The sequence below is a fragment of the Nocardia wallacei genome (assembly GCF_029869545.1).
Lineage (GTDB): Bacteria > Actinomycetota > Actinomycetes > Mycobacteriales > Mycobacteriaceae > Nocardia > Nocardia wallacei_A.
On sequence record NZ_JARWQD010000090.1, the window covers coordinates 1 to 25,513 of the forward strand.

Consider the following 25,513-nt stretch of genomic DNA (forward strand, 5'->3'; position numbering starts at 1 on the left):
CCAGTGCAGCCACGTGCCGATCACCGGCATCCCCATGGTGATTCCCGAGAACGCGGCCCGCAGGCCCGTGCCGGAGAGCAGATCGTCGGGCAGCGAGTAGCCGAAGAAGCCCTCGAACATGGCCAGGATCAGCAGCAGCGAACCGAGCACCCAGGTACCTTCGCGGGGCCGCCGGAACGCGCCGGTGAAGAATACCCGGCACATGTGCACGATCATCGAGGTGGCGAAAAGCAGTGCGGCCCAATGGTGTACCTGCCGCACGAACAGCCCGCCACGCACCTCGAACGAGATGTTCAGCGCCGACTCGTACGCCCGGGACATGGTGACGCCCCGCAGCGGCTCATAGGCGCCGTCGTAGACGACCTCGGTCATGGAGGGGTCGAAGAACAGGGTCAGATACACGCCCGACAGCAGCAGGATGATGAAGCTGTACAGCGCGATCTCGCCGAGCAGGAACGACCAGTGCGTCGGGAAGACCTTGTTGATCGACCGCTTGACGAAGGCGGCAGCGTGATAACGCTGATCTGCCGCGTCCGCCCGGTGCGCCACCGTACTCATGGATCCATGACCTCCCGTTGGGCCGCCGAACTGTCTGCCCATGAGACGTTCGGGAGGTCGAATGTGTGACGCCGTGTGACCGCCCTCACACGGAACGGATGGGGTCAGGAGGCCGCGGGGAGGGCTCGCTGGGGTGCGAGGGCCGCTTCGGCCTGCGGGAGAGTCACGCGGTAGGGGGTGGCGATCGTGTGGCGTTCGCGCCACAGGTGGTAGAGCGCCATGGCGAAGATGGCGGTGCCCATGACATTGGCGAGGAAGTGCCACCAGACGCGGAAGGTCCACAGGCCGGGTCCGGCCTCGAGCACGCCGAAGAAGGTGGACAGGCCGAACGCCTTGTACCCCAGCAGCACCGACACCGTGAGGGCGATGTGCTCGAGGCCGTGGATGCCCTGCATCAGCACGCCCATCCGGCCCCAGCGCCGCGCCCTGCTCCGCATCGCGTGGTGGGTGAGCAGGGCGACCCCGGCCAGCCCGGCCAGGAAGTGGAAGTTGCCGACCAGATGCAGGAGTTCCATGCCCAGGGTGGGTTGCGCGTGGTTCACCTGGCCGAACCCGTTGGCCAGGCCCGTGCCCCACGGCGTCATCCAGGCGGGAGCGTTCGAATGACCGATCCAGTATCCGGCCTGCAGGACGTGCTCCTGGAAGTGGCCGATCTGAGCGACGACGCCGAGGATCACGACTCCGGCGCCGGCCCAGAACATCCACGGCCGCAAGGGTTTTCGCAGGCCGACGACCAGTGCCGCGACCGACGCCCACATCACCACCATGAGCAGGACCATGCCGATCGCCCCCGCGATCTCCCATCCGCTCGCCTCGGCCGTGTGTTCCATCTCCAACCGCCCTTCGGCCACTCTCCGCCGACAGCGACGGTCGGATGCGGAGGCTGATCGTCGTGGGTCCGAAGGTACAGTCCGCGATACAGCGCGATCAGGTAATCGAGAATGGTTGTGCAATTTCACAATTCGTCCGAAACGGACATGCCGGGCACGCCTGTCACCGGCACCTGGAAAGATCGCGGGCATGAGTTCGACTGGGGATGATGTGCGCGCCTTCGCGCTGTCGCTGCCGGAGACCGCCGAGCAATACACCTGGGGGATGCCGACGTTCCGGGTCGCGGGCAAGCTGTACCTCACGCTGCCGGAGAACGAGACCTCGATGGCGGTGCGCTGTCCCATCATCGAACGCGACGAGCTGGTCCTGGCCGAACCCGGCAAGTTCTGGATCGCCTCCCACGAGGCGAACAACGCCTGGGTCCGGGTGCGCCTGGCCGCCCTCGACGACCGGGACGAACTGGAGGCCATCGTCACCGATTCGTGGCGGCAGGCCGCGCCGCGCACCCTGCTGGACAACGCGGGCTGACGGCCGCACTACCCCCGCTGTCAACCGTATTTCCAGCAGGTTTCCTGGAGTTACTCCACGTCGACGTGATCGCGGAATCGTCGTAGCGTCGATATCGTGACTGTTCCAGAACACTTGCCCGCCACCGCGGGCGAGCTGCGCGCGGCGGGTTACGAGCCGCGCGGCGTGAAGACCGAGATCCGCGAGAACCTCTTGGCGCTGCTGGGTTCCGGCGGCGACGCGTGGCCGGGCATCGTCGGCTTCGACCGCACCGTGCTGCCGCAGCTCGAGCGCGCGCTGCTGGCGGGGCACGACGTGGTGCTGCTGGGGGAGCGCGGCCAGGGCAAGACCCGGCTGCTGCGCACGCTGGCCGGACTGCTCGACGAATGGACGCCCGTCATCACGGGCACCGAACTGGGTGAGCACCCGCTGGACCCGATCAGCCCGGCCGGTCGCCGACTGGCCGCCGAACTCGGCGACGACCTGCCCGTGGCGTGGCGGCACCGCTCGGAACGCTACGCCGAGAAGCTCGCCACGCCCGACACCTCCGTCGGCGACCTGATCGGCGACGTCGACCCGGTGAAGGTGGCCGAGGGCCGCAGCCTCGGCGATCCCGAGACCATCCACTTCGGGCTGGTGCCGCGTGCGCACCGCGGCATCGTCGCGATCAACGAGCTGCCCGACCTCGCCGAGCGCATCCAGGTCGCGCTGCTGAATGTGATGGAGGAGCGCGATATCCAGGTCCGCGGCTATACGCTGCGCCTGCCGCTGGACGTGCTGCTCGTCGCGACCGCCAACCCGGAGGACTACACCAACCGCGGCCGGATCATCACCCCGCTCAAGGACCGGTTCGGCGCGGAGATCCGCACCCACTACCCGCTGACCGTCGAGGCCGAGGTGGCGATGGTCCGGCAGGAGGCCGAGCTGGTGGCCGAGGTGGGTGACCCGCTGATCGAGGTGATCGCCCGGTTCGTGCGGAACCTGCGCGAATCCGCGGCGATCGACCAGCGATCCGGTGTGTCGGCCCGGTTCGCGGTGGCCGCGGCGGAGACGGTGGCCGCGGCCGCGCTGCGCCGCGCGGCGATCACGGGCGAACGGCCCGCCGTCGCCCGCCCCGTCGATCTCGACTCCGTGCCCGCGGTGCTGCGCGGCAAGCTGGAGTTCGAATCGGGTGAGGAGGGTCGCGAGCAGGAGCATCTCACCCATCTGCTGCGTCGTTCGTTCGCCGAGGCCGCGCGAGAACGGCTGGGCGGGTTGAACTTACGCCCGCTGTCCGAGGCCGTGGGCGACGGCCACCTGGTCACCACCGGCGAGAGCGTGCCCGGCCGGGACGTCCTGTCCGCCCTACCGGAACTGCCCGTCCTGCACGAGGTCGCCGACCGGCTGGGCGTGGACGCCGCCGACACCCCGGCCCGGATCGCGGCGGCGGTCGAATTCGCCTTGGAATCGTTGTATTTGGCCCGCCAGATCGCCAAGGACTCCGACGACGGCATGACGGTGTACGGCCAGTGATCACGGCACCGCAAACTCGGATACCGATGAGGCGCAATGACTTCCGCTGATCGCTATTCCTACGGCCCCTACCACGACGGGCCCGACCCGCTGGCGCCCCCGCTCGATCTGCGGGAGGCCCTGGACCAGGTCGGGCGCGATGTGATGGAGGGCGGTTCGCCGCGCAGCGCGCTCGAGGAGCTGCTGCGGCGCGGACTTCGCGATACGGCGGGGCTCGACGATCTCACGCGCCGGTTGTGGCAGCGCCGGGCCGAGATCTCCCGGCGCCATCGGCTCGACGGATCCCTGCAGCAGATTCGCCAATTACTGGACGAGGCACTGGAAGCCGAGCGCCGGGCGCTGTTTCCCGATCCGTCCGACGACGCCCGATTCGCCGAGGCCCGCCTGGACGCCCTGCCGTCGAGCACGGCCGCGGCCGTCGGTGAACTCGCCGAATATCCGTGGCGTTCGGAGACCGGCCGGGCCAACTACGAGAAGATCCGCGACCTGCTCGGCCGCGACCTGCTGGAGTCCCGGTTCCAGGGCATGAAACAGGCGCTGCAGAACACCACGCCGGAGGACGTCGAGCGGATCCGGCGGATGATGTCGGACCTGAACGACCTGCTCGCCGCGCACGCGCGCGGCGAGGACACCGAGCGGCAGTTCGCCGAGTTCATGGCCGAGCACGGCGAGTTCTTCCCCGAAAACCCCCGCGACACAGAGGAATTGATCGACGCGCTCGCCGCCCGCGCGGCCGCGGCGCAGCGCATGATGAACTCGATGACCGAGGAGCAGCGGGCCGAGCTGTCCGCGCTGACCGGCCAGGCCTTCGGCGATCCGCGCATCGCCGGGCAGGTCGCCGCGCTCGACGCCAATCTGCGGGCGCTGCGTCCCGGCGAGGACTGGGAGTCGGCACAGCGATTCCGCGGCCAGGACCCCCTGGGTCTCGGCGAGGGCGCGCAGGCGCTGCAGGATCTGGCCGAATTGGACGCTCTGGCAGAACAACTCGGCCAGTCCTATCCCGGCGCCCGGCTCGAGGACATCGACCTGGACGCGCTGGGCCGCCAGCTCGGCGACGACGCCCGCGTGGACGCCGCCCGCCTGGCCGAACTGGAGCGCGAGCTGCGCAGGCAGGGGCTGTTCGAGCGCGCTCCCGACGGATCGCTGCGGCTGACGCCCAGGGCATTGCGCAGGCTGGGGGAGACGGCGCTGCGAGATGTGATCGGGCAGTTGCGTTCCCGGCGCGGCGAGCGGGACACCGCCCGGGCCGGTGCCGCGGGCGAACCGACCGGCGCCTCGCGCGCATGGCAATTCGGCGACACCGAACCCTGGGACGTGCCGAGGACCGTGCGCAATGCGGTGCTGCGGTCGGCGTCGACCGGCAGTCGCGGTGTGGCGCTGGATGTTTCGGACGTCGAGATCATGGAGACCGAGCAGCGCGCGCGGGCGGCGGTGGCGCTGTGCGTCGACACGTCGTGGTCGATGGTGCAGGACGGCCGGTGGGTGCCGATGAAGCGCACCGCGCTCGCCCTGCATCACCTGATCGGCACCCGCTTCCGCTCCGACGCGCTGAGCCTGATCACCTTCGGGCGCCACGCCGCCACCGTCGATATCGGCGAATTGACCGCGCGGGAACCGATCTGGGAGCAGGGCACCAATCTGCACCACGCGCTGCTGCTGGCCGACCGGCATCTGCGCCGCCATCCGGACGCCGTGCCCGTCGTCCTCGTGGTCACCGACGGCGAGCCCACCGCGCATCTGCGGCCGGACGGCGAGGCGTACTTCAACTGGCCGCCCGAGCCGCGCACGCTCGGCGTGACCATGAACCAGGTCGACGTGCTGGCCAAGCTGGGCGCCTCGGTGACGGTGTTCATGCTCGGTGAGGATCCGCGCCTGGCCGCCTTCGTCGACCTGGTGGCACGGCGCAGCGGCGGGCGTGTGGTGGCGCCCGATCTCGACGGGCTCGGTGCGGCGGTGGTGCGCGACTATCTGCGAGGGCGCCGGGGGTAGGCGGCCCGGGCGAACACCCCCATTGAACGTGCCGTTAAATAGCGGTACATTAATCTGTGGCAGGAGGATGGCCGGTCAGATCGGCCATCCGCTGAAAACGACCGCAGGTAAGGAAGTTCCGATGACTCGGAATCACATCCCCGTACGCTCCCGGCAGACCGCCTTCCGGGTCGCCGCCGTGCTCGCCGTGGCCGCCGCGCCGCTGGCCGTCGCGGCACCCGCGCTCGCCGCTCCGGCGGCCAGCGCACCGGCCGCGCCCGGACAGCCGGTCCAGCTCGAGGCCGACAGCTCCGCGCAGGAGGTGCACGGCTGGGGCGGCCATCGCGGCGGCTGGGGCCACCGTGGTGGCTGGGGCCGTGGCGGCTGGGGCCACGGCGGCTGGGGCCACGGTGGCTGGAACAGCTGGGGCGGCTGGAACGGCTGGGGCGGCTGGCACCGTCCCGGCTACGTCTACCCCGGTTGGTACGGCTGGCCCGTCGTGCCGCCGTCGACCGGAAGCGCGTTCTAACAGGCGGATCCGAGTCCGCATGCGCCGTCCCGCTCCGATGCGGAATGCGCCGTGCCCGTGCCCGCCGAGGCCCGGGCCGGTCGGGAGGCGATTCAGGCCGCCGCCGCCGAGGCCGGGCGCGAGATCGAGGCCGATCATTTCGGCATCAGCCTGGTGCTCGCCGAGGACGGCATACCCGCCGAGCTGGCGGCGGCGATCGAGCGCCGCCGACCCGGTGCCGATCCGGGTGACGTGGTCGCGGGCAGCTGGAAGGAGCTGCATCGGTTGATCGACGGTCATCTCGACGCGGGGCTCACCAAGTTCGTCGTCGGGTCCGTCGGCGGGCGGCCGATCGACTCGTTCATCGACCGCTTCGTGACCGAACTGGTGCCGCGGCAGAACTGACTCGGCGCCGGATCGTTTCGGTCCGGCTGGTCCGGGCACCCGGGACAACATGAATGCCGAAGAGATTGGTAGAGCACGAGACTCGACGACGCGTCCACGGCCGCAGGTGACCGAGGCCGACCTGCGGCAACTGCTGCAGACGGGTAGCCCGGGGACGCAGCTGGTCCTGGCGGAGGGCGAGATCCGGCTGGCGCCGGGCGCCGGTGGCGACGACGGCGCGATGCCGGTGGTCACCCGCGGTGAGCTGGCCGACCGCATCGGCGATCAGCCCGACATCGCGCAGCTGGCCACGGAGGCCGAGCTGCTGAATACGGAGATTCGCCTGCTCGGGGCCTGACAGGCCGCGTTACTGCCGCTCGTCGAGAACCTCGCGCAGCTTGCGGGCGAAGGCCGCGGGCTGTCCGGCGTAGCCGAATTCGCCGCCGAGGAAGCCGCCGTGGTGGCTGGGGAAGACCGTCGGCCGCTGACCGAGCAGTTCGGCGGTGCCGACGGCCGTGCGTCCGGTGAAGACGTCCCGCGACTCCTCGCCGACCGCGATCACGATCCGCGTCGGCGCGGCGGTGAGCGCGGTGACGTCGGGGCGATAGCCGCTGACCGCCCAGGAGCGATCCGACAGCAGGGGGTCGTCGCGGGTGCCGTCGTCCTCGGACGGCAGGCCGAACTGCGCGGGATCCGGGGCGGGCTGGGCGAAATAGGCGTCGGTGAACTCGCCCTGCCACGAGGTCATGGCGATGAAGGCCGCCATACCGGCGCCGAATCCCTTGGCCTCGTACGCATCACGGAAACCGGCCCGCGCCCGCTCGGCGGCCTCGGCGTCGGGGAGTACGGGGATCAGCGGCGGTTCGTGGGCCACCAGCGTGGTCACGTCGCCGGGGTGGGCGGTCACGAGGGCCAGCGCGGTGATCGCACCGCCGCTGCTGGCGAACATCTCGACCGGCCCCGCGCCGAGCGCCTCGATCACGGCGTGCACATCGCGAGCCTGCACCGTGGGCGAATGGTCGACCCGGGCATCCTTGCGGACGCTGCGGCCGAGCCCGCGCGGATCGTAGGTCACCACCGTCCGATCGGTGAAATGCGAGGCCAGCGCGCCGAACCCACTGGCATCCATCGGCTGGCCGATCATGACCAGCGGCGGACGCCCGCCCGCGGTGGGCAGCGGTCCGTGCACGTCGTAGGCGATATCCGCCTCGTCCGTCTCGAGCACATGTGTCGTCATACCCATAGGACGCCCCACCCACCGAGAACTCATCGCCCTATTCGCACCCGATCCCGTCGTTGTCCCGATCGAGATGCGGCGCGTACCCCGGCTGCCCGCGGTACAGGGGAGTATCGCCCGCCCGCCGCGCCTCCTCGCAGTTCTTGTAGTAGGGCGCCGGATTCGACCGCGGGGGCGCGGGGTGCCGCGGCTGTGGGCAGAACTGGGCCGAACCCGAGCTGCACAGCAGGTCGGTCAGCGGGTCGGCGGAAACGACGGGTGCGCCGAGCACGACTACCGAAGCCGCGCCCAGACAGGCCGCGGCAAACGCCCTGCGAGCATACGAACTGATCATGACGACAATCCTCAATACGGGCACGAGGTGAATCACCGTGCGAGACAGCATCTTCCAATCGCCCGAGGCACGGGCTGCGGCTTCCCCCCGACCGGTCGTCGCGAACCTGACGCTAGCACCATCCACGGGCAACCCCCGGCAAATACAGGAGAATTTTCCGAACAAATGACCTTCGTCCTCAGCCCAGGGACGAAGGTCCTATCTCGTACCGAGGGCGCTGAGCACGGGGCGCGGTATCTTTATGAACCGTGAGCATCGATCACGACGTTGTTGTCGACGAGATCCATACTCTGCATCGCGATCTGGCTCGGTGGCTGGGCGGGGCGGATGGGCAGGCGGTGGAACGGTTTGTGGCGCAGTTGCATCCGGATTTCTCGATGGTCGGGCTCGATGGGGTGGTGGTGCCGCGTGCGCGGCTGGTCGAGGGGCTGCGGGGTGGGGGTGGGACGGCACCGGGCTTGACGATCGAGATCGTGGATATCGAGCAGCTGCACCGGACGTCCGACGGGGCGGTGATGCGGTTCGAGGAGGTCCATCGCGGGCCGGAGGGGACGGCGGCGCGCCTCACGACCGCGCTGCTGCTGCCGGACCCGCAGGCCCGCAACGGCTTTCGCTGGCGCAGCGTCCACGAGACCGCGGCGCCGAACCGAATCCGGTCCGGGAGATGAACATCCGCGCAACAAACGGGTGAATCCCCGCGCGGGCGCCCGACTACCTGTGCCCCGCTGTATCGGACATTCTTCTCGTCGATTGGTTACCCCGGCGCAATTCCGCTCTGCCGTTTACACTCACAGAGTTGATTTTGCCGGTCGGCCACCCATGCCGGCCGTGAGCACCCGGAGTAGCAGGATGTTATCTCGATGGAAGGGCGCCGCCCTGTGCGCGGCCGCCGCGGTTACCACCATTCTTCCGATCGCCGCGGCCACGCCCGCGCAGGCCGCCCCGCAGTGCCCCGACACCTACGTCGTGGCGGTCCCCGGAACCTGGGAGACCTCGAAATCCGAGCCGGGCGAGGGCATGCTCGCCGCCGTCACCGACAACCTCCCCGGCACTGTGCGGACGGACTACGTCGCCTATCCGGCGACGGCGTTCCCGTGGGAAGGCGACGTCTACGGCCGATCCAAGCGCGAGGCCCTCGACGGTGCCCGCGGACTGGTCGGCGCGATGGCGCAGCAGTGCGGCGCGACGCAGATCGCGCTGCTCGGCTACAGCCAGGGCGCCGACGCCGCGGGCGATCTGGCGAACGAGATCGGCACCGGGCTGGGCGTCGTCCCGCCGAGCCGCGTCTCACTGGTCGGGCTGATCGCCGACCCGCGCCGGTCCCCGGCCGACAACCTGATCGGCCCGCCCGTGCCGGGCGCCGGTGCCGGTGGTCCGCGCCTGGGTGGTTTCGGCTGGCTGACCCCCAAGACCTACACCTTCTGCGCCCCGGGAGACCTGTACTGCGCCATGCCCGATGGCGATTTCGCCGGTCGCATCGCCGGATTCTTCGCGCAGATCTCGAATCCGGACCCGGCTCAGTTCGGCCTGTACCAGCAGCAGGGCTCGAACCTGCTGGGCGACGCCCTCGCCGCGGGCGGACTCGGCCTGCTGGGCGACCAGCTCAACGCCTCCGCCTACGACCAGCGCAAGCAGCAGATCGACGATTTCGTCAAGTCCGGAATCCACCAGAGCTACCCCGGATACGTGATCGGTGCCGGGGGCGCCACCCCGGTGACGTTCCTGCGCCAGCAGTTGATCAACTCGACGCGGAACTGAGGTCCGCGGCGTCACGGCGGCGTCACGGCAATCCTTCGATAGTGCATCGGCGGGCCTGGGGTGGCCGTCCGGGCGGACACTGGTATCGGGACGTACGCGCGAAGAAACCACTGTGCCCCAGCTCATTCCGGACGGCGCCATGCCCGGCCACACCGATGCGATCCGCGGACACCGCCACGATCGGAGTCCGCGGATCCGGTTGGCCGCGCTCGCCCTCGCCGCGGCCACTGCGCTCCTGCTGCCGGTAGCCGCGCCCGCTCGCGCCGACGAGCCGAAATACTATCTGGCGCTGGGGGATTCGCTGGCCGTGGGCTCCCAGTTCGGCAAGGGCCCCACCGATGAGGGTTACGCCGACCACCTCCACGCCGCACTGCGGGACCGCGAGCCCGGCCTGCGGCTGGTGAAGCTGGGCTGCGGCGGCGAGACCACCACGACGATGCTCGCGGGCGGGATCTGCCCGTACCCCGAGGGATCTCAGATGAGCGCCGCGGCCGCCTTCCTCGAGCGGCATGCGGGCCGGGTCGCCTACGTCACCCTGGACATCGGCGCCAACAACACCGAATGCGTCCTCGACGGCGACCTGGCCTGCGGTGTGCGCGGCGGCGGCGCGCTGCTGACCGAGCTGACGCGGATCGCCGCCCGGTTGCGGCAGGCAGGCGGGGACACACCGATCTACGCGGCGATGACCTACTACGACCCCGGGTTGGCCGCGTGGCTCTCCGGCATCCCGGGCCCGGCGATCGCGGCTGCCTCCGTCCCCCTGGTGGACACCTTCAACACCTGGGGCCGAACCGTCTACCACGCCAACGGTTTCGAGGTAGCCGACGTCAACGCCGCCTTCGACACCCACGACTTCACGCCGATCACCGATCCCCGCTACGGCACCATCCCCCTGAACGTCGCCCGCATCTGCGCCTGGACCTCCCAGTGCACCGACAACGACGGCCACGCCACCCCCGCCGGATACCGCCGAATCGCCGACGCCTTCCTGCCGGTTCTCACCCGGCCCTGAATCCGGCGTATACGTTTCGGGTTACGGACATCCTGCCGTTCGAGTGCGAAAAGTGAACGCCGAGACCGTCGTCGTATAGCGCGGGACGAACACCCGGCCGCCCGCACGTGCCGACTCAGTGCGTGCGGGTCAATGCCGAGGCGAGGCCGTCGGCGGTGGACTTGACGGCCGCGCCGAGGTCGGCGAGGGCGGTGGCGGACAGGCGTGTGTCGGGGCAGGCGACTATCGCGGCGGTGACGGTGCCGCCGTGGTGGATCGGCGCGGCGACGGTGACCACCGCGTTCTCCTCGCCCAGCTCCCGGGGGAGGTAGTCGATGGTGATGAGGTCGGCGATCATGCCGCCGAGGCGGTGGCGCAGCGGGTCGGTGACGGGGGAATTGCGCAGGGCGGCAAGGGCTTCCAGCATGGGGGCGGAATCGTCGGCGAGACGTTCGACGGAGTAGCCGCGGGTGCGGACGGCCTCGAGCACGTCGTGCAGGCGGTCGCGGTGGGCCGGGTCGGCGTGATCCAGCCAGGCATCGCGCTCGGAATCCGGTGCCCAGGCGACGAATTCGCGGGCCACGGGCGGGGCAAGGGGGAGGCGGCGGCCCTGGCGGATCCACGGCACCGACGGCGTGCCGACGACCTCGGTGACGAGCACGGCGTCGCCGTCGCGCTCGGCGAGGAAGACCGGCACACCCCGGCGCGCTGACAGCTCCCGCATCGGCTCCAGGGCGAGGCGCCGCAGCGGGAAGGCGGCCTCCGCGCGCCGCGCCACGGTGAGCAGCCCGAGGCCGAGGCCGTAGTTGCCCTCGGCGTCGCGGACCGTCCAGCGGTCGGCGGTGAGCTGGGTGAGCACGGCGTGCGCCGTGGCGCGCGACAGCCCGGTATCGCGGACGACGCGCGCCAGCGACAGGTGATCGGCCGGATGGCGGGACAGCAGCTCGATGACCCGGACCACGCGGTGGGTGGGTGGCGAGGCGGCCGCGGACCCATTTTCTGAAACAGGTTCTTGACCGGCGGGCCCGGACCGGCCTATCGTCGGTGTCACAATATCGAACGATAGCGTCGAATATTCGACACTGCAAGTCTGAGTGTTCGGCGCGGTGAGTGAGAGAGCGCAGTGATGCGGACGGGATACGAGCTGTCGCATCTGGCGGCCCTGGAGGCCGAATCGGTGCACATCTTCCGAGAGGTCGCGGCGACCTTCGAACGGCCGGTGCTGCTGTTCTCCGGCGGCAAGGATTCGGCGGTGATGCTGGAGCTGGCGCGCAAGGCGTTCTGGCCCGCGCCGCTGCCGTTCTCGCTGCTGCACATCGACACCGGGCACAACTTCGACGAGGTGATCGACTTCCGCGATCGCACCGCGGCGCGGATCGGGGCGCGGCTGCTGGTGGCGCGGGTGCAGGACGATATCGATGCCGGGCGCGTGACGGAGCGGCCGGGGGAGACCCGCAACCGTCTGCAGACGACGACCTTGCTGCGCGCCATCGCGGAGCACCGGTTCGACGCGGTCTTCGGCGGCGCCCGCCGCGACGAGGAGAAGGCCCGCGCCAAGGAGCGGGTGTTCAGCTTCCGCGACGAGTTCGGGGCCTGGGAGCCGCGGGCGCAGCGGCCGGAGATCTGGAACCTCTACAACGGCAGACACCGTGCGGGCGAACACATCCGGGTGTTCCCGCTGTCGAACTGGACCGAGCTCGACATCTGGGAATACATCGATCGGGAGGCGGTGGAACTGCCCTCCCTGTATTACGCGCACCGCCGCACGGTGCTGCGCCGCGACGGAATGCTGTTGGCCGCCGGGCGATTCCTGGCACCCCGCGCCGGTGAGGAGGTCCTCGAGGCCACCGTGCGCTTCCGCACCGTCGGCGACGCCACCTGCACCGGCTGCATCGAGAGCACCGCCGCCGACCCGGCCGCGGTGATCGCCGAAACCGCCGTCACCCGTGTGACCGAACGCGGTGCCACGCGTGCCGACGACCGAATCTCCGAGTCCGGCATGGAAGATCGCAAGCGGGAGGGGTACTTCTGATGGGCCGCAACCTGTTACGGCTGGCGACGGCCGGGAGTGTGGACGACGGGAAATCTACGCTGATCGGGCGCCTGCTGTTCGACTCCAAGAGCCTGTTCACCGATCAGCTGGCCGCTATCGAGCGGGTGAGCGTCCAACGCGGCGCCGCCGCGGCGGATCTGGCGCTGGTCACCGACGGGCTGCGCGCCGAACGCGAGCAGGGCATCACGATCGACGTGGCCTATCGCTACTTCGCCACGCCGCGAAGGAAATTCGTCATCGCCGACACCCCCGGGCACGTGCAGTACACCCGGAACATGGTGACCGGCGCGTCCACCGCCGACCTGGCCCTGATCCTGGTCGACGCGCGCCACGGCGTGGTGGAGCAGACCCGCCGCCACGCCTTCCTCGCCGCGCTGCTCGGGGTGCCGCACCTGGTGGTGTGCGTGAACAAGATGGACCTGGTCGGCTGGTCGGAGAGCCGGTTCGACGAGATCCGTACGGAATTCGCCGGTTTCGCCGCCAAACTGACCGTCGGCGACCTGAGCTTCGTGCCGGTCTCGGCGCTGCACGGCGACAATGTCGTCGACCAGTCACCGCATATGCCGTGGTACCCCGGCCCGCCGCTGCTGCGTCACCTCGAGGACGTGCACATCGCCTCGGACCGGAACCTGATCGACGCCCGGCTGCCGATCCAGTACGTGATCCGCCCGCGGAGTATGGGCCACGAGGAGACCGACGCCGCGCAGCGCAGCTACGCGGGCACGGTGGCCGGTGGCATCTTCAAGCCGGGTGACGAGGTGGTGGTGCTGCCCTCGGGCCGCACGACCCGGGTGGCGCGCATCTGGGGCCCGGGCGGCACCAAGGTGGACGAGGCGTTCACGGGGATGGCGGTGTCGCTGACCCTCGACGACGATATCGATGTCGGGCGCGGAGATATGCTGGCGCGCCCCGGGAATCGCCCGCACATCGCCCGCGATCTCGACGCCATGCTGTGCTGGTTCTCCGACGACACGGTGCTGCGGGTCGGCGGGGACTACGAGCTGCGCACCGCCGCGCAGTCCGGCAGGGTGCGTGTCACCGGGCTGGACTATCGCCTCGACGTGAACACGCTGCACCGCGTCACGGAGGCGGAAAGCCTGGCGCTCAACGACATTGCGCGCGTCTCGCTGGCCGGTCGGCAACCGCTGATGGCCGATGCGTACCGCGACAACCGCCGCACGGGCAGCTTCATCCTCGTCGACGAGGCGACGAATCAGACGGTGGCGGCGGGGATGATCCTGGCGCGCGACACGGGGGCCGCGCCGGAATCCGAGCGCCGCGGCCGCAGCGCGAACGTGGTCTGGCAGAGTTCGGCGGTCACCCGCGCCGAACGCCCGCACGAGGGCGCCACGCTCTGGCTCACCGGCCTGTCGGGCTCCGGAAAGTCCACGATCGCAGTGGAATTGGAGCGGCAGCTGGTGGAATCGGGCCGCCCCGCCTACCTGCTCGACGGCGACAACCTGCGCCACGGGCTGAACAACGATCTCGGCTTCGGCGACGACGACCGCCGCGAGAACATCCGCCGCGTCGCCGAGGTCGCCGCCCTGTTCGCCGATGCCGGTGTGACCGCGATCGTCTCCCTGATCAGCCCGTTCGCCGCCCAGCGCAAGCTCGCCCGGGCGGTGCACGGCGACAGGGGATTACCGTTCCACGAGATCTTCGTCGACACGCCCCTGGCGCTGTGCGAGCGCCGCGACCCGAAGGGGCTGTACGCCCGCGCCCGCGCGGGGGAGCTGCGCGAGTTCACCGGCATCGACTCACCCTACGAGCCGCCCCAGCATCCGGATCTCGTGGTCACCCCCGGCCACGGCACGCCCGCCGAGATCGCCGCGCACATCCGTCGCCAACTGCGACTGTAGCCGTGCGGCAAGCACATTCCGCATCGAGAACAGGAATCCGATGGAACCATCCCAGCCCGATCCGCCCCTGACCGAGCCGCTGCGCGCCGCCATCGCCGAGGCCGAAAGGCTCATCGCCACGGCCGAATTCATTCGCGACGAGCGCGACCTGGCCGAGGGTTACGAGTATCTCGCGGGCAGCATCCAGGCCGTGCTGCAGCTGTCCGGCGTGCACGGCACCAGTCACCCGTACTTCGTCACCTCCACCGGCCCGTACACCAAGATGGCCCTGGACAACCCGGACACCCTCTACTACCACGCCAATATCGAACCGGGCGCCGAATACCTGGTCACCGGCACGCGCGGCACCACCGCGGATCTGAGTTTCCAAGTGCTCAAGGGCGATTACACCGCCACCGATGTGCCCGGCGGCGAGGACGCGTTCGACGATCGCCGCCTCGACATCGCCGCGGACGGCTCGTATCGGCTGAGATTCGGTCCGCCGAAGGACGATCCGGAGCCGAACTACTTCGCCCTCGGCGAGGGCGCGTCGATGCTCGCGGTCCGCGAGGTGTACGGCGACTGGAGCACCGAGCACAAGGGCAGCATCCGCATCGAGCGCGTCGACACCGTCGGAACCGCCCCTGCCGCACCGGGTGTCGAGCAGCTGCGCAAGCGCTACCGCGCGGCCGCTCGCATGCTGATGCAGCGCATCCACACCTGGTTCAACTTCCCCAAGTGGTTCTATCTGGACCTGCCGGTGAACACGCTGACCGAGCCGCGGCTGACACCCGGCGGGCTCAGCACCCAGTACTCCTCGGTCGGCCACTTCGACCTCGCCGACGATCAGGCGCTGCTGATCACGGTGCCGAAATCCGATGCGCCCTACCAGGGTTTCCAGCTCGGCAGCCGCTGGTACATCTCGCTGGACTACGTCCACCATCAGACCAGCCTCAACAGCGCCCAGGCACAGGTCGATCCCGACGGGATGATCCGCATGGTGGTGTCGGCGCGCAACCCGGGCGTGGCGAACTGGATCGAGACGACCGGATGCACGCACGGCATCCTGCAGTTCCGCTGGCAGCGCACCGATCGCGCGATGACGCCCGCGGACGGCCCGGTGGCCGAGGTGGTGCCGTTCGGCAAGGTGCGGGATCTGTTGCCGCACTACGAGAGTAACGCCGTCGACGAGGCCGGGTGGCGCGAGCGGATCGCGACGCGGCAGCGTGGTTTCGCGGCGAGGATGCTCGGATGAGCGTGGGAGGAAACACTATGAGCACCGCATTGCTGGCGGACAAGGTCGTCGTGGTCAGCGGCGTCGGGCCCGGGCTCGGCCGATCGATCTGCCTGGAGGCGGCCGCGGCCGGGGCGAAGGTGGTGCTGGCCGCCCGCACCGAGTCCCGCCTGAAGGAGGTCGCCGCCGAGATCGAGGCCGTCGGCGGCGAAACCCTCTGCGTGCCCACCGATATCGCCGACGACGGCGCGGTCGACAATTTGGTGCGGCGCACGCTCGACACCTTCGGCCGCGTCGACGCCCTGGTCAACAACGCCTTCGCGGTACCGTCGATGAAACCGCTGGCCCGCACCGACTTTCAGCAGATCCGCGACAGCGTGGACCTGACGGTGCTGGGCGGCCTGCGCATGACACAGGCATTCACCGCCGCGCTGGCCGAGACCAAAGGCGCGGTGGTGATGATCAATTCGGCCGTACTGCGCCACTCCGAACCCCGCTACGGCAGCTACAAGATGGCCAAATCCGCCCTGCTGGCGATGTCGCAGACGCTGGCAACCGAGCTGGGGGACAAGGGTATCCGCGTCAACAGCGTGGCGCCCGGATACATCTGGAGCGACCAGCTGAGGTGGTACTTCGGCGAGGTCGCCGAGAAGTACGGCATCACCGTCGACCAGGTATACGAGCAGACCGCCGCCCGATCGGATCTCAAACGCCTGCCCGAACCGGACGAGATCGCGCACGCCGTGGTGTTTCTCGCCTCCGACTGGTCCAGCGCCATCACCGGCCAGACCCTCGACGTCAACTGCGGCGAATACCACGCCTGAGACAAGGACCGCTCCATGACCACCCGCACCGACGTAGGCACGGTCGAGGATCTGCACGCCTCGGCCACCAGGGCCTGCGGCCTGACCGACTTCGGTTCCCCCGACTACCACGAGGCCCTCGGCGTCCTGCTCGAGTCCTATCGACGCGATGCCGACCTGACCGAGCTCGGCAGCAAGATGAATCGCTACTTCCTGCGCGGCGCCCTGGTCGCCCGCGCGCTGAGCGAAGCCTCCTGGAAGGCCCACCCCGCCTACGACGAAACCCCGGTCACCAGGCCGATTTTCGTCACCGGCCTGCCCCGCACCGGCACCACCGCGCTGCATCGCCTGCTGGCCGCCGATCCGCGCCACCAGGCCCTGGAGATGTGGCTGACCGAGTTCCCGCAGCCCCGGCCGCCGCGCGAAACCTGGGCCGACAACCCGGTATACCGGCAGATCGACGCCGGATTCGCCCAGCATCACATCGAGAACCCGGAATTCATGGGCCTGCACTACATGTCCGCCGCCGAGGTGGAGGAGTGCTGGCAGCTGCTGCGGCAGACGGTGAAATCGGTGTCCTACGAATGCCTGGCCTACCTGCCCACCTACTCGCAGTGGCTGCGGCGGCAGGACTGGACCGACGCCTACGCCCGCCACCGCGGCAATCTGCAGCTGATCGGCCTGGGCGACGAGCGCCGCTGGATCCTGAAGAACCCCAGCCATCTGTTCGCCCTCGACGCGTTGATGGCCGTGTACCCGGACGCGCTGGTGATCCAGACCCACCGCGACCCCGCCACCGTCCTGGCCTCGGTGTGCAGCCTGTCCGAGCACGCCGCCCGGGGCTGGTCGCACACCTTCACCGGGTCCCGCATCGGCGAGAGCCAGCTCGAGCTGTGGTCGCGGGGGCTGCACGAATTCACCACGGCGCGTAAGCGTTACGACCAGGCGCAGTTCCTGGACGTCGACTTCGCGGACCTGCGCGCCGATCCGCTCGGCACGGTCGAATCGATCTACCGGGCCTTCGGCATCGAGTTCACCGAGGCGGCCCGCGCGGCCATGTCCGCCCTCGACGAGGAGAGCCGCACCGGCGACCGCCGACCCGTGCACCGATACGACCTGTCCGATTACGGGCTGACCGAGGACCGGATCAGGCAGGAGTTCCGGCTGCCCTGAATCGTTCGCCACGACGGGCGGGCGATCACCCAAAGCCCCCCAGACCCCCGGGGCCGGGGCCCCGCCCCCGGGGGGGGGGACAACCCCCCCCGCCCCCCTGACCGCGGCGCGGGGCCCGGCGCCGCGTGATGGTGGCGAAACGGGTCTGCAGGCCGTCGACGAACGATTCGAGGGCCAATTCGAAACTCTCCGCGTCGATTTCGTCGGCCTTGGCGCGGAGTAGATGGGCCTGCTCCAGGTGGGGGTAGCGGTCGCGGTAGACCTGGACGTCGTCGACGAAGCCGCGGGAGAACGAGCCGATGGTGGAGCCCATGACCACGTAGCGGGTGGCGGCGCCGATCATGGTGGCCTGGCGCGGCGGCCACCCGGCCCGCACCAGGCCGCCGTGCACGGCGTCGGCGTGGCGCAGATTCTCCTCGCGCCGCCCCGGGCCCGCCGCCAGATACGGCACGAAATTGGGGTGCCGGACCAGCGCGGCGCGATACGAGCGGGCCCACGACATCAGGCCGGTGCGCCAGCCGGGGGCATCGAATCCCGACGTGTCGACCCGGGCCATGATCCCCCCGGCGATGTCGTCGAGCAGGTCGTCCTTCGTGGGGTAGTGCCCGTACAGCGACGCGGCCTGCACGCCGAGTTCGGCCGCGAGCTTGCGCATCGACAGCTCGCCCAGGCCGTCGCGGTCGATCAGCTCCAGCGCCGCGTCGCGTATGCGCTCGCGGCTCAGCAGTGGCACGCGCGGCCTGGCCATGAGCACACCTCCCGGACTCCCTTGAAAAACCGAACGCCGTTAGGATACCGTGGCGGCACAAACCTAACACCGTTCGGTTGGGAGTTTCCCGCGATGGATCTGGAACTCGGCGACGCCCACGCCGCCCTGCGTGAGGTCGCCCGCGCCTGGGTCGACAAGGAGGTCGTCCCGCATGCGGCGGCCTGGGACCGGGCCGAGGCGGTGGATATCGCGATCGTGCGCAAGCTCGGCGAGATGGGCTTCCTCGGCATCGAGATCCCGGAGGAGTACGGCGGTTCCGGCGGCGACGCGCTGTCGTACTGCGTGCTGCTCGAGGAGCTCGGCCGGGGCGACAGTTCGGTGCGCGGCATCGTGTCGGTCTCGCTGGGGCTGGTCGCCAAGTCGATCAAGAGCTACGGCAGCGAGGAGCAGAAGCGGCGGTGGCTGCCGCGGCTGTGCGCGGGGGAGGCGCTGGGCTGCTTCGCGCTGACCGAACCCGAAACCGGTTCGGACGCAGCCAATCTCACCACCCGCGCGGTCCGCGACGGTGACGACTGGGTGCTGTCGGGGACCAAGATGTTCATCACCAACGGTACCTGGGCCGAGGTCGCGGTGGTCTTCGCGCGCACGGGCGGTCCGGGTCCCAAGGGCGTCACGGCGTTCCTCGTGCCCACCGATGCGCCCGGCTTCGGGCGCACCGAGATCAAGGGCAAGCTCGGCCTGCGCGGCCAGGCCACCGCGGAGATCGTGCTCGACGGTGTGCGGGTGCCGGATGCGGCGCGGCTCGGTGCGGAGGGCGGCGGCTTCCGGATCGCGATGGCGGCGCTGGACAAGGGGCGGATGGGGGTGGCGGCCGGATGCGTCGGTGTGGCGCGCGGATGCCTGGAGGCGTCGGTGCGATACGCACGCGAACGCGAGCAGTTCGGCAAGCCGATCGCCTCGTATCAGCTGGTGCAGGAGCTGATCGCCGATATCGCGGTCGACGTCGAGGCGGCGCGGCTGCTGGCCTGGCGGGTGGCCGGACTCGTCGATCGAGGTAAGCCGTTCGGTACCGAGGCCTCGGTCGCGAAGCTGTTCGCCAGCGAGGCCGCGGTGAAGGCCGCCAACAACGCGATTCAGGTGTTCGGCGGCTACGGCTACATCGACGAGTACCCGGTGTCGAAGTACCTGCGCGACGCGCGCGTGCTGACCCTCTACGAGGGCACCAGCCAGATCCAGAAGCTGCTCATAGGCCGCGCGCTCACGGGCGTGAGTGCCTTTGTGTAGCAACGCGACCGCGTCGTCCGGGCGCACCCCAACCACGTCGTCCCGGCACGCACTTGGCCGGGATCCACTCCAGGAGGACCGATGACGGAGAAACAGAGAGTAGCCCTGATCACCGGCGCCGCCCGCGGCATCGGTGCCGCGACGGCAGCGAAACTCGCCGCCGACGGCGCCGCCGTCGCCATCGCCGACCTCGACGAAACCGCCTGCAAGACAACGGCCGAGGCGATCGCCGCCGCCGGGGGCACCGCGATCCCGGTGGCCTGCAACGTGACCGACGAGGCCGAGGTCGACGCGGCGGTGGATCGCGTTGCCGCCGAGCTGGGCTCGCTGGACATCCTGGTCAACAATGCCGGTGTGGTGCGGGACAACCTGCTGTTCAAGATGTCGGCCGAGGATTGGGACACCGTGCTGTCGGTGCATCTGCGCGGGGCGTTCCTGTGCTGCCGGGCCGCCCAGCGGCACATGGTCGCGCAGAAGTACGGCAGGATCGTCAACACCTCCAGCGTGTCCGCGCTCGGCAATCGCGGCCAGGCCAACTATTCGGCCGCCAAGATGGGCATCCAGGGCCTGACCCGCACGCTCGCCATGGAATTGGGCCCGTTCGGCATCACCGTCAACGCCGTCGCGCCGGGCTTCATCGTCACCGAGATGACCGCCGCCACCGCGGCCCGCCTCGGCGTCACCCCCGAGCAGCTGCAGGCCAAGACCGCCGACATCACCCCGGTGCGCCGGGTCGGGCGGCCGGAGGACATCGCGAACGCGGTCGCCTTCCTGGCCTCCGACCAGGCCTCGTTCATCACCGGCCAGACCCTCTACGTCGACGGTGGCCGCCGTCTCTGAGGCCCCGTGCAGAGAACCCGTCTATCCTCGAACGAGAACCGAAGGAGCGCTTCGCATGACGGAATTCGCTGATCTCGCGGAGTTGAAGGCCGCGGTGGGTACGGAGATCGGCGTCAGCGACTGGCTGCGCGTCGATCAGGACCGCATCGACACCTTCGCCGAGGCCACCGGCGACCACCAGTGGATCCACGTCGACACCGAGCGGGCGGCGCAGGGCCCCTACGGGACCACCATCGCGCACGGCTTCCTCACCCTGTCGCTGTCGGTACCGCTGGCCAACCAGGCCGTCACGGTCGGCGGCATCCGGATGGGAATCAACTACGGCCTCAACAAGGTTCGCTTCATCACCCCGGTGCCCTCCGGTGGCCGCATCCGAGCCCGCGTCGCCCTCGACGCGGTGCACGAGATCCCGGGCGGCATGCAGGCCGAACGCACCGTCACCATAGAACTCGAGGGCGCGGAGAAACCGGCCTGCGTCGCCCAGGGCATCGTCCGGTATCTCACCTGAGCCACACCGGGCGCGGGCTCACGGCGACCCGAACGGCACCACGGCCGAGGGTGCCTGATCGGGCGTCAGGGTCGCCACCACCGTGACGCCCGCGGCGACGAAATCGCCCTGCGCGCGCGGCATATGGTCGGACGAGGTGACCAGCACCGCGCTGTTCGCGCCGATCGTGCCCATCATCTGCGCGGAGTACTCGGCGTTCTCTAGCGTCGACTCCGCGCGATCCTCGATATGGATCCGGTGCGGCGGAATACCCCGGGCGACAAGCCAATCCGCCATCACCCGCGCCTCGGTGATGCCGTTCTCGGGGTTGCCACCGGTCACCACGATCGGCGCGTTCGGGGTCAGCATCGCCTGCACGTGCGCGGCGGACAGCCGGTCGGCGAGCTCCGGTCGCATCGCGCCGTCCGGTTCCAGCCCGTACCCCAGCACCACGATCGCGGTGTCGGCGCCCAGGCCCGCGACCAGCGGCAGGCCGGGCAGTTGGAACCGGGCCGAATTCAACGCCGCCAGAACGTCTTCGGAGAGTGCGCCGAGCGGATCGGGGGGTGTGTCCGAGCGGGCGGGAGCCGCGGTGAGCGCCGCGCCGAGCGCGGCGGCGGCCAGTGCGAGCGCGGCGGTGAGCTTCGGGAATCGGATGAGGGCCGGAATTCGGTTGGAGCGGACGGTCGGAAACAATCGAACCTCCCCAGGACAGCCGCGCCGGATACCCGGTGCGGAGACGGGCCATCAGTCCATGATCACTCGTAATGAGCTGGGGGACAGGGGAACACGCCACATCGGCGTGAATGTGCCAGGGCGGCGGGAGCCGCCGTGCGATCCGGTACCATCGGTCGGCGAGCCGGTGCTATCGCGAACCGCCCGGCGCCGAGATCAGAGGGCGGGGCGTAACTTCAGGATCGGGATCAGGCGGTCGGTCTTGGCCGCGTAGTCGAGGTAGCGCGGCTGTTCGGCGGTGATCCGCTTCCATGCCGTTTCCCGCTGGGCGCCCTCGAGTTGCTCGACCTCGACCCGGAATTCGCGGGCGCAGACCTCGGCCCACACCTGGTCCGGGTGCGCCGCGATGTTGTGGTACCAGGCCGGGTGCCGGATGGCGCCGCCCATCGAGGCCACCACCAGCCAGCCGTCCTCCTCGGGGAAGCGGGTGAGGGTCGCCTGGCGCCGCTGCCCCGTCCTGGCGCCCACCGTGGTCAGATACAGCAGGTCCATGCCCTGGAACCGATCCCCGCGGAAGCGATGCAACTGCTCCATCATCCGCATCGTGAACCGGCTGAAATAGTTCGAGTGCATGCCCGCCGGACCCCGCGTGCCGGGCGGAATCTTCTGGAAGCTCATGACCCGCTCCTGCCTGCTTCCCGCATTGTAAGAACTCCGCCCGCCCGACATGCGCAAAAGCGACGGACGGGAGGAGATCAATCGGATTCCAGGACCGACAGGAGCTGATACATCGAAGGCTCCTTCCAGCCTCCCGCTCGCGTCCCGTTCCAGCCTGCCGTGTCTCGCGGCCCGTTCCAGCCTCCCGATCGCGGCCCGTTCCAGCCTCCCCTGGCTCACGGCCCGTTTCTGTTTCCCTGCCTCACGGCCCCCGAGGGCCGTGAGGCAGGGGCGGTTGAGGCCGCCGGGACCGCTCAGTCCGAGCCGAGTTCGTTGGTGAGGGCGACCCAGCGGTCCAGCAGTTGTGCCGCCGCGCCGCTGTCCACGGCGTGCGCCGCCCGGTCGAGCGCACCGGCCAGGACGTCGTGGATGTCCTTCTCGGCGGTCTCCGGGGTGAGGTCGTAGGCGACGATGGCGGCGGCCGAATTCAGCAGCACCGCATCGCGGACCGGGCCGGGCTGGCCGCCCAGCATGTTGCGCGCGACGACCGCGTTCGTCTCGGCGTCGCCGCCGCGCAGCGATTCCTCGGACACGCGCGGAATGCCGATCCGGGTGGGGTCGATCGTCGTCTGGGTGAGATGGCCGCCGGTGACCACCCAGGCCGTGGTGGTGTCGGCGGTGGTGATCTCGTCGAGGCCGTCGTTGCCGCGCACCACCAGCGCGTTGTTCCCGCGCTCGGCGAACGCGCCCGCGATCACCGGGAGCAGATCCGCGAACGCGCAGCCGATCAGCCCCGCCTGCGGCTGCGCCGGATTGGTCAGCGGGCCCAGCACATTGAACACGGTCGGCACGCCGATCTCCTTGCGGGCCGGACCGGCGAACCGCAGCCCGGAGTGGAACAGCGGGGCGAAACAGAATCCGATGCCCACCTCGCGCACGCACCGCGCGACCGCCTGCGGCCCCAGCGCGATGCGCACCCCCAGCGCCTCCAGCACGTCCGCGCCGCCGCTCTTCGACGACGCCGCCCGATTCCCGTGCTTGACCACCGGAACCCCGGCGGCCGACACCACGATCGCGGACATGGTCGAGATGTTGACGGTGCCCGACCGGTCGCCGCCGGTGCCGACGATGTCGACCGCGGGGCCCTCCAGCGGCACCCGCCGGGCGTGCCCCAGCATGCCCGCCGCCAGGCCCGACAGCTCGGAGGCCGTGGGGCCCTTCATCTTCATGGCCACGCCGAACGCGGCGATCTGTGCCTGCGTGGCGTTGTCGGAGAAGATCTCGTCGATGGCCCACGCCGCCTCGTCCGCGGTCAGGTCGACCCCATCGGTGAGGGCCCCGAGGATCTGGGGCCAGGTGCGCGCGCTCATCACAATCTCCTGTCGCGGTGTCGCTTGGTAGCAGCCTAGTGGGGCGGGGCAATTCGTTATGCCCCCGGTTGCGGGGCTACGCACGCCGGAAAGCCCGCTGAACCGCCTCCGAACTGCATATTCGGGTGACACGCCGGAGGGTCGGCGAGACCCCCTCTCGCCGTGGGATTTCCGACACGCGACAGGAAGTTTCGTACCCGGCTACGCCTGTCGTACTACGACGAGTCATACTTACCCGCGTGACGACCGCAGTAGGGACCCCAGGATCGGCCATTACTCAGCGCGTGCACTCGCTGAACCGGCCCAACATGGTCAGCGTCGGAACCATCATCTGGCTGTCGAGCGAGCTGATGTTCTTCGCCGGCCTCTTCGCCATGTACTTCGTCGCCCGCGCCCAGGCCCACGGCAACTGGCCGCCGGAGCCGACGGAGCTGAACCTGAAGCTCGCCGTGCCCGTCACCGCGGTGCTGGTCGCCTCCTCGTTCACCTGCCAGATGGGCGTGTTCGCCGCCGAGAAGGGCGACGTGTTCGGGCTGCGGCGCTGGTACGTGATCACCTTCCTGATGGGCGCCTTCTTCGTCGCCGGTCAGGGCTACGAGTACATGAACCTGGTGCACGAGGGCACCTCGATCTCCAGCAGCGTGTACGGCTCGGTGTTCTACATCACCACCGGATTCCACGGTCTGCACGTCATCGGCGGTCTCATCGCGTTCATCTTCCTGCTGGTTCGCACCAAGGTCAGTAAGTTCACGCCGGCCCAGGCCACCGCGGCGATCGTCGTCTCCTACTACTGGCACTTCGTCGACATCGTGTGGATCGGGTTGTTCGCCACGATCTACTTCGTCCGATAGGACACCTACGCTTCTCGGCAAGCACCAGCCCAAGCATCAGTCGGTTCCGTCTACTCCAAAGGGACACAGATGAGTTCATCTCCCCCGTCAGCGCCAGATCCCACCAGCCCGGGGATCGGCAGCGCTCGGAATAACCAGGCCACCAAGACCCGCAGGCAGCGCCGGATGCGCCGCAAGGTCGCGGGCGGTCTGGTTCTTCTGATGGGCCTCGTCGGAGCCGGTTTCGCGGCGTCGGCGCTGACCCCCGATGCGCAGGTCGCGACGGCGAACGAGGACAAGTCCGCGATGATCCGCGAGGGCAAGCAGATCTACGACACCTCCTGCATCACCTGCCACGGCGCGAACCTGCAGGGCGTGCAGGACCGTGGTCCCAGCCTGATCGGCGTCGGCGAGGCCGCCGTGTACTTCCAGGTCTCCACCGGCCGCATGCCCGCCGCGGTCAACGGCGCGCAGATCGAGCGCAAGCCCCCGAAGTTCGACGAGCGCCAGACCGATGCGCTGGGCGCCTACATCGCGGCCAACGGTGGCGGTCCGACCGTCGTGCGCGACCCGAACGGCGAGATCGCGCAGGAGTCGCTGATCCAGGGCGGCGACCTCGGCCGCGGCGGCGAGCTGTTCCGGATGAACTGCGCGTCCTGCCACAACTTCACCGGTAAGGGCGGCGCCCTGTCGTCCGGTAAGTTCGCACCGCCGCTCGGCCCCGCCAGCGAGCAGCAGATCTACACCGCGATGCTGACCGGCCCGCAGAACATGCCGAAGTTCTCCGACCGGCAGCTGACGCCGGAGGAGAAGCGCGACATCGTCGCCTACGTGAAGGACCGCACCGAGTCCAAGCCGGAGGGCGGCTACGGCCTCGGCGGCTTCGGCCCCGCGACCGAGGGCCTGGCCATCTGGGTGGTCGGCATCGTGGCGCTGGTCGGCTCGGCGATGTGGATCGGATCCCGCTCATGA

The 25,513-nt window shown here is 69.7% G+C and carries 28 protein-coding genes; 19 read left to right on the top strand and 9 right to left on the bottom strand.

The genetic code is table 11. From position 1 onward, the window contains the following. Positions 1–558: cytochrome b (locus QH290_RS05535; RefSeq protein WP_280382154.1), on the bottom strand; the 558-nt coding region annotated here is incomplete at its 3' end. Positions 559–662: 104 nt separating this feature from the next. Further along, positions 663–1,388: a DUF6008 family protein gene (locus tag QH290_RS05540; protein WP_280382155.1), complete on the bottom strand. Its 726-nt coding sequence runs from the start codon at positions 1,386–1,388 to the stop codon at positions 663–665. 190 nt (positions 1,389–1,578) lie between these two features. On the opposite strand from QH290_RS05540, the gene QH290_RS05545 reads away from it, so the two are divergent. From QH290_RS05545 to QH290_RS05570, 6 genes are all read left to right on the top strand, one after another. Continuing rightward, positions 1,579–1,917, top strand: coding sequence for an MmcQ/YjbR family DNA-binding protein (locus QH290_RS05545; protein WP_280382156.1), 339 nt, complete (start codon positions 1,579–1,581; stop codon positions 1,915–1,917). A gap of 96 nt (positions 1,918–2,013) precedes the next feature. Continuing rightward, a complete protein-coding gene (locus tag QH290_RS05550; protein ID WP_280269324.1) occupies positions 2,014–3,408 on the top strand; it encodes an ATP-binding protein in 1,395 nt (464 codons plus the stop codon). Positions 3,409–3,444: 36 nt separating this feature from the next. Further along, positions 3,445–5,397 (top strand): VWA domain-containing protein, encoded by a 1,953-nt coding sequence (locus QH290_RS05555; RefSeq protein WP_280382157.1) that lies wholly within the window; start codon positions 3,445–3,447, stop codon positions 5,395–5,397. A 121-nt stretch (positions 5,398–5,518) separates the two neighbouring features. After that, the gene (locus QH290_RS05560) at positions 5,519–5,905 is read left to right on the top strand and encodes a hypothetical protein (protein WP_280382158.1); all 387 of its coding nucleotides are present in this window, start codon (positions 5,519–5,521) and stop codon (positions 5,903–5,905) included. 51 nt (positions 5,906–5,956) lie between these two features. Beyond that, positions 5,957–6,289, top strand: a complete 333-nt coding sequence (locus QH290_RS05565; protein ID WP_280382159.1) for a hypothetical protein — start codon at positions 5,957–5,959, stop codon at positions 6,287–6,289. 106 nt (positions 6,290–6,395) lie between these two features. After that, the gene (locus tag QH290_RS05570) at positions 6,396–6,626 is read left to right on the top strand and encodes a hypothetical protein (protein WP_280382160.1); all 231 of its coding nucleotides are present in this window, start codon (positions 6,396–6,398) and stop codon (positions 6,624–6,626) included. A gap of 9 nt (positions 6,627–6,635) precedes the next feature. Here the strand turns inward: QH290_RS05570 and QH290_RS05575 are convergent, their stop codons facing one another. Together QH290_RS05575 and QH290_RS05580 are read right to left on the bottom strand one after the other, a co-directional pair. Next, on the bottom strand, positions 6,636–7,505 hold the full coding sequence (locus QH290_RS05575; RefSeq protein ID WP_280382161.1) for an alpha/beta fold hydrolase: 870 nt from the start codon (positions 7,503–7,505) through the stop codon (positions 6,636–6,638). A gap of 37 nt (positions 7,506–7,542) precedes the next feature. Beyond that, positions 7,543–7,839, bottom strand: coding sequence for an excalibur calcium-binding domain-containing protein (locus QH290_RS05580; RefSeq protein ID WP_280382162.1), 297 nt, complete (start codon positions 7,837–7,839; stop codon positions 7,543–7,545). Between the two features lie 248 nt (positions 7,840–8,087). Here QH290_RS05580 and QH290_RS05585 point away from each other — a divergent pair, with 248 nt between their 5' ends. The 3 genes from QH290_RS05585 to QH290_RS05595 all read left to right on the top strand — a co-directional run bounded on the left by QH290_RS05585 (position 8,088) and on the right by QH290_RS05595 (position 10,609). After that, the gene (locus QH290_RS05585; protein WP_280382163.1) at positions 8,088–8,507 is read left to right on the top strand and encodes a DUF4440 domain-containing protein; all 420 of its coding nucleotides are present in this window, start codon (positions 8,088–8,090) and stop codon (positions 8,505–8,507) included. Between the two features lie 181 nt (positions 8,508–8,688). Next, a complete protein-coding gene (locus QH290_RS05590; RefSeq protein WP_280269316.1) occupies positions 8,689–9,597 on the top strand; it encodes a cutinase family protein in 909 nt (302 codons plus the stop codon). Positions 9,598–9,709: 112 nt separating this feature from the next. After that, positions 9,710–10,609: an SGNH/GDSL hydrolase family protein gene (locus QH290_RS05595; protein ID WP_280382164.1), complete on the top strand. Its 900-nt coding sequence runs from the start codon at positions 9,710–9,712 to the stop codon at positions 10,607–10,609. A 115-nt stretch (positions 10,610–10,724) separates the two neighbouring features. Here the strand turns inward: QH290_RS05595 and QH290_RS05600 are convergent, their stop codons facing one another. Continuing rightward, positions 10,725–11,549, bottom strand: a complete 825-nt coding sequence (locus QH290_RS05600) for a helix-turn-helix domain-containing protein (protein WP_280382165.1) — start codon at positions 11,547–11,549, stop codon at positions 10,725–10,727. A gap of 165 nt (positions 11,550–11,714) precedes the next feature. Here QH290_RS05600 and cysD point away from each other — a divergent pair, with 165 nt between their 5' ends. The 5 genes from cysD to QH290_RS05625 are packed head-to-tail and all read left to right on the top strand — an operon-like array spanning position 11,715 to position 17,689. Next, positions 11,715–12,620: a sulfate adenylyltransferase subunit CysD gene (cysD, locus tag QH290_RS05605; RefSeq protein WP_280269313.1), complete on the top strand. Its 906-nt coding sequence runs from the start codon at positions 11,715–11,717 to the stop codon at positions 12,618–12,620. Beyond that, positions 12,620–14,500, top strand: coding sequence for an adenylyl-sulfate kinase (gene cysC / locus QH290_RS05610; protein WP_280382166.1), 1,881 nt, complete (start codon positions 12,620–12,622; stop codon positions 14,498–14,500). Before cysD ends, cysC begins: the two co-directional genes overlap by 1 nt. A 40-nt stretch (positions 14,501–14,540) precedes the next feature. Continuing rightward, positions 14,541–15,734, top strand: a complete 1,194-nt coding sequence (locus QH290_RS05615) for a hypothetical protein (RefSeq protein WP_280382167.1) — start codon at positions 14,541–14,543, stop codon at positions 15,732–15,734. 17 nt (positions 15,735–15,751) lie between these two features. After that, complete coding sequence (locus tag QH290_RS05620; RefSeq protein WP_280382168.1) at positions 15,752–16,537, top strand: SDR family oxidoreductase; 786 nt, start codon at positions 15,752–15,754, stop codon at positions 16,535–16,537. 15 nt (positions 16,538–16,552) lie between these two features. Beyond that, complete coding sequence (locus QH290_RS05625; protein ID WP_280269309.1) at positions 16,553–17,689, top strand: sulfotransferase family protein; 1,137 nt, start codon at positions 16,553–16,555, stop codon at positions 17,687–17,689. 25 nt (positions 17,690–17,714) lie between these two features. Here QH290_RS05625 and QH290_RS05630 read toward each other — a convergent pair whose 3' ends face one another. Beyond that, positions 17,715–18,437, bottom strand: coding sequence for a TetR family transcriptional regulator (locus QH290_RS05630; protein ID WP_280382169.1), 723 nt, complete (start codon positions 18,435–18,437; stop codon positions 17,715–17,717). A gap of 93 nt (positions 18,438–18,530) precedes the next feature. Here QH290_RS05630 and QH290_RS05635 point away from each other — a divergent pair, with 93 nt between their 5' ends. From QH290_RS05635 to QH290_RS05645, 3 genes are all read left to right on the top strand, one after another. Beyond that, positions 18,531–19,682, top strand: a complete 1,152-nt coding sequence (locus tag QH290_RS05635; protein ID WP_280382170.1) for an acyl-CoA dehydrogenase family protein — start codon at positions 18,531–18,533, stop codon at positions 19,680–19,682. A gap of 81 nt (positions 19,683–19,763) precedes the next feature. Continuing rightward, positions 19,764–20,522, top strand: a complete 759-nt coding sequence (gene fabG / locus QH290_RS05640; RefSeq protein WP_280264976.1) for a 3-oxoacyl-ACP reductase FabG — start codon at positions 19,764–19,766, stop codon at positions 20,520–20,522. Between the two features lie 55 nt (positions 20,523–20,577). Beyond that, a complete protein-coding gene (locus QH290_RS05645; RefSeq protein WP_280264975.1) occupies positions 20,578–21,030 on the top strand; it encodes a MaoC family dehydratase in 453 nt (150 codons plus the stop codon). Between the two features lie 18 nt (positions 21,031–21,048). Here QH290_RS05645 and QH290_RS05650 read toward each other — a convergent pair whose 3' ends face one another. From QH290_RS05650 to trpD, 3 genes are all read right to left on the bottom strand, one after another. After that, the gene (locus tag QH290_RS05650; RefSeq protein ID WP_280264974.1) at positions 21,049–21,705 is read right to left on the bottom strand and encodes an ElyC/SanA/YdcF family protein; all 657 of its coding nucleotides are present in this window, start codon (positions 21,703–21,705) and stop codon (positions 21,049–21,051) included. A 195-nt stretch (positions 21,706–21,900) separates the two neighbouring features. Next, positions 21,901–22,362, bottom strand: coding sequence for a nitroreductase/quinone reductase family protein (locus QH290_RS05655; protein WP_280264973.1), 462 nt, complete (start codon positions 22,360–22,362; stop codon positions 21,901–21,903). Positions 22,363–22,655: 293 nt separating this feature from the next. Continuing rightward, positions 22,656–23,711 carry an anthranilate phosphoribosyltransferase gene (gene trpD, locus QH290_RS05660; RefSeq protein WP_280264972.1) on the bottom strand — a complete coding sequence of 352 codons (1,056 nt, stop codon included), beginning with the start codon at positions 23,709–23,711 and terminating at the stop codon, positions 22,656–22,658. A 239-nt stretch (positions 23,712–23,950) separates the two neighbouring features. On the opposite strand from trpD, the gene ctaE reads away from it, so the two are divergent. Beyond that, positions 23,951–24,562: an aa3-type cytochrome oxidase subunit III gene (ctaE, locus tag QH290_RS05665; protein ID WP_280264971.1), complete on the top strand. Its 612-nt coding sequence runs from the start codon at positions 23,951–23,953 to the stop codon at positions 24,560–24,562. 69 nt (positions 24,563–24,631) lie between these two features. Next, positions 24,632–25,513: a cytochrome bc1 complex diheme cytochrome c subunit gene (gene qcrC / locus QH290_RS05670; RefSeq protein WP_425301627.1), complete on the top strand. Its 882-nt coding sequence runs from the start codon at positions 24,632–24,634 to the stop codon at positions 25,511–25,513.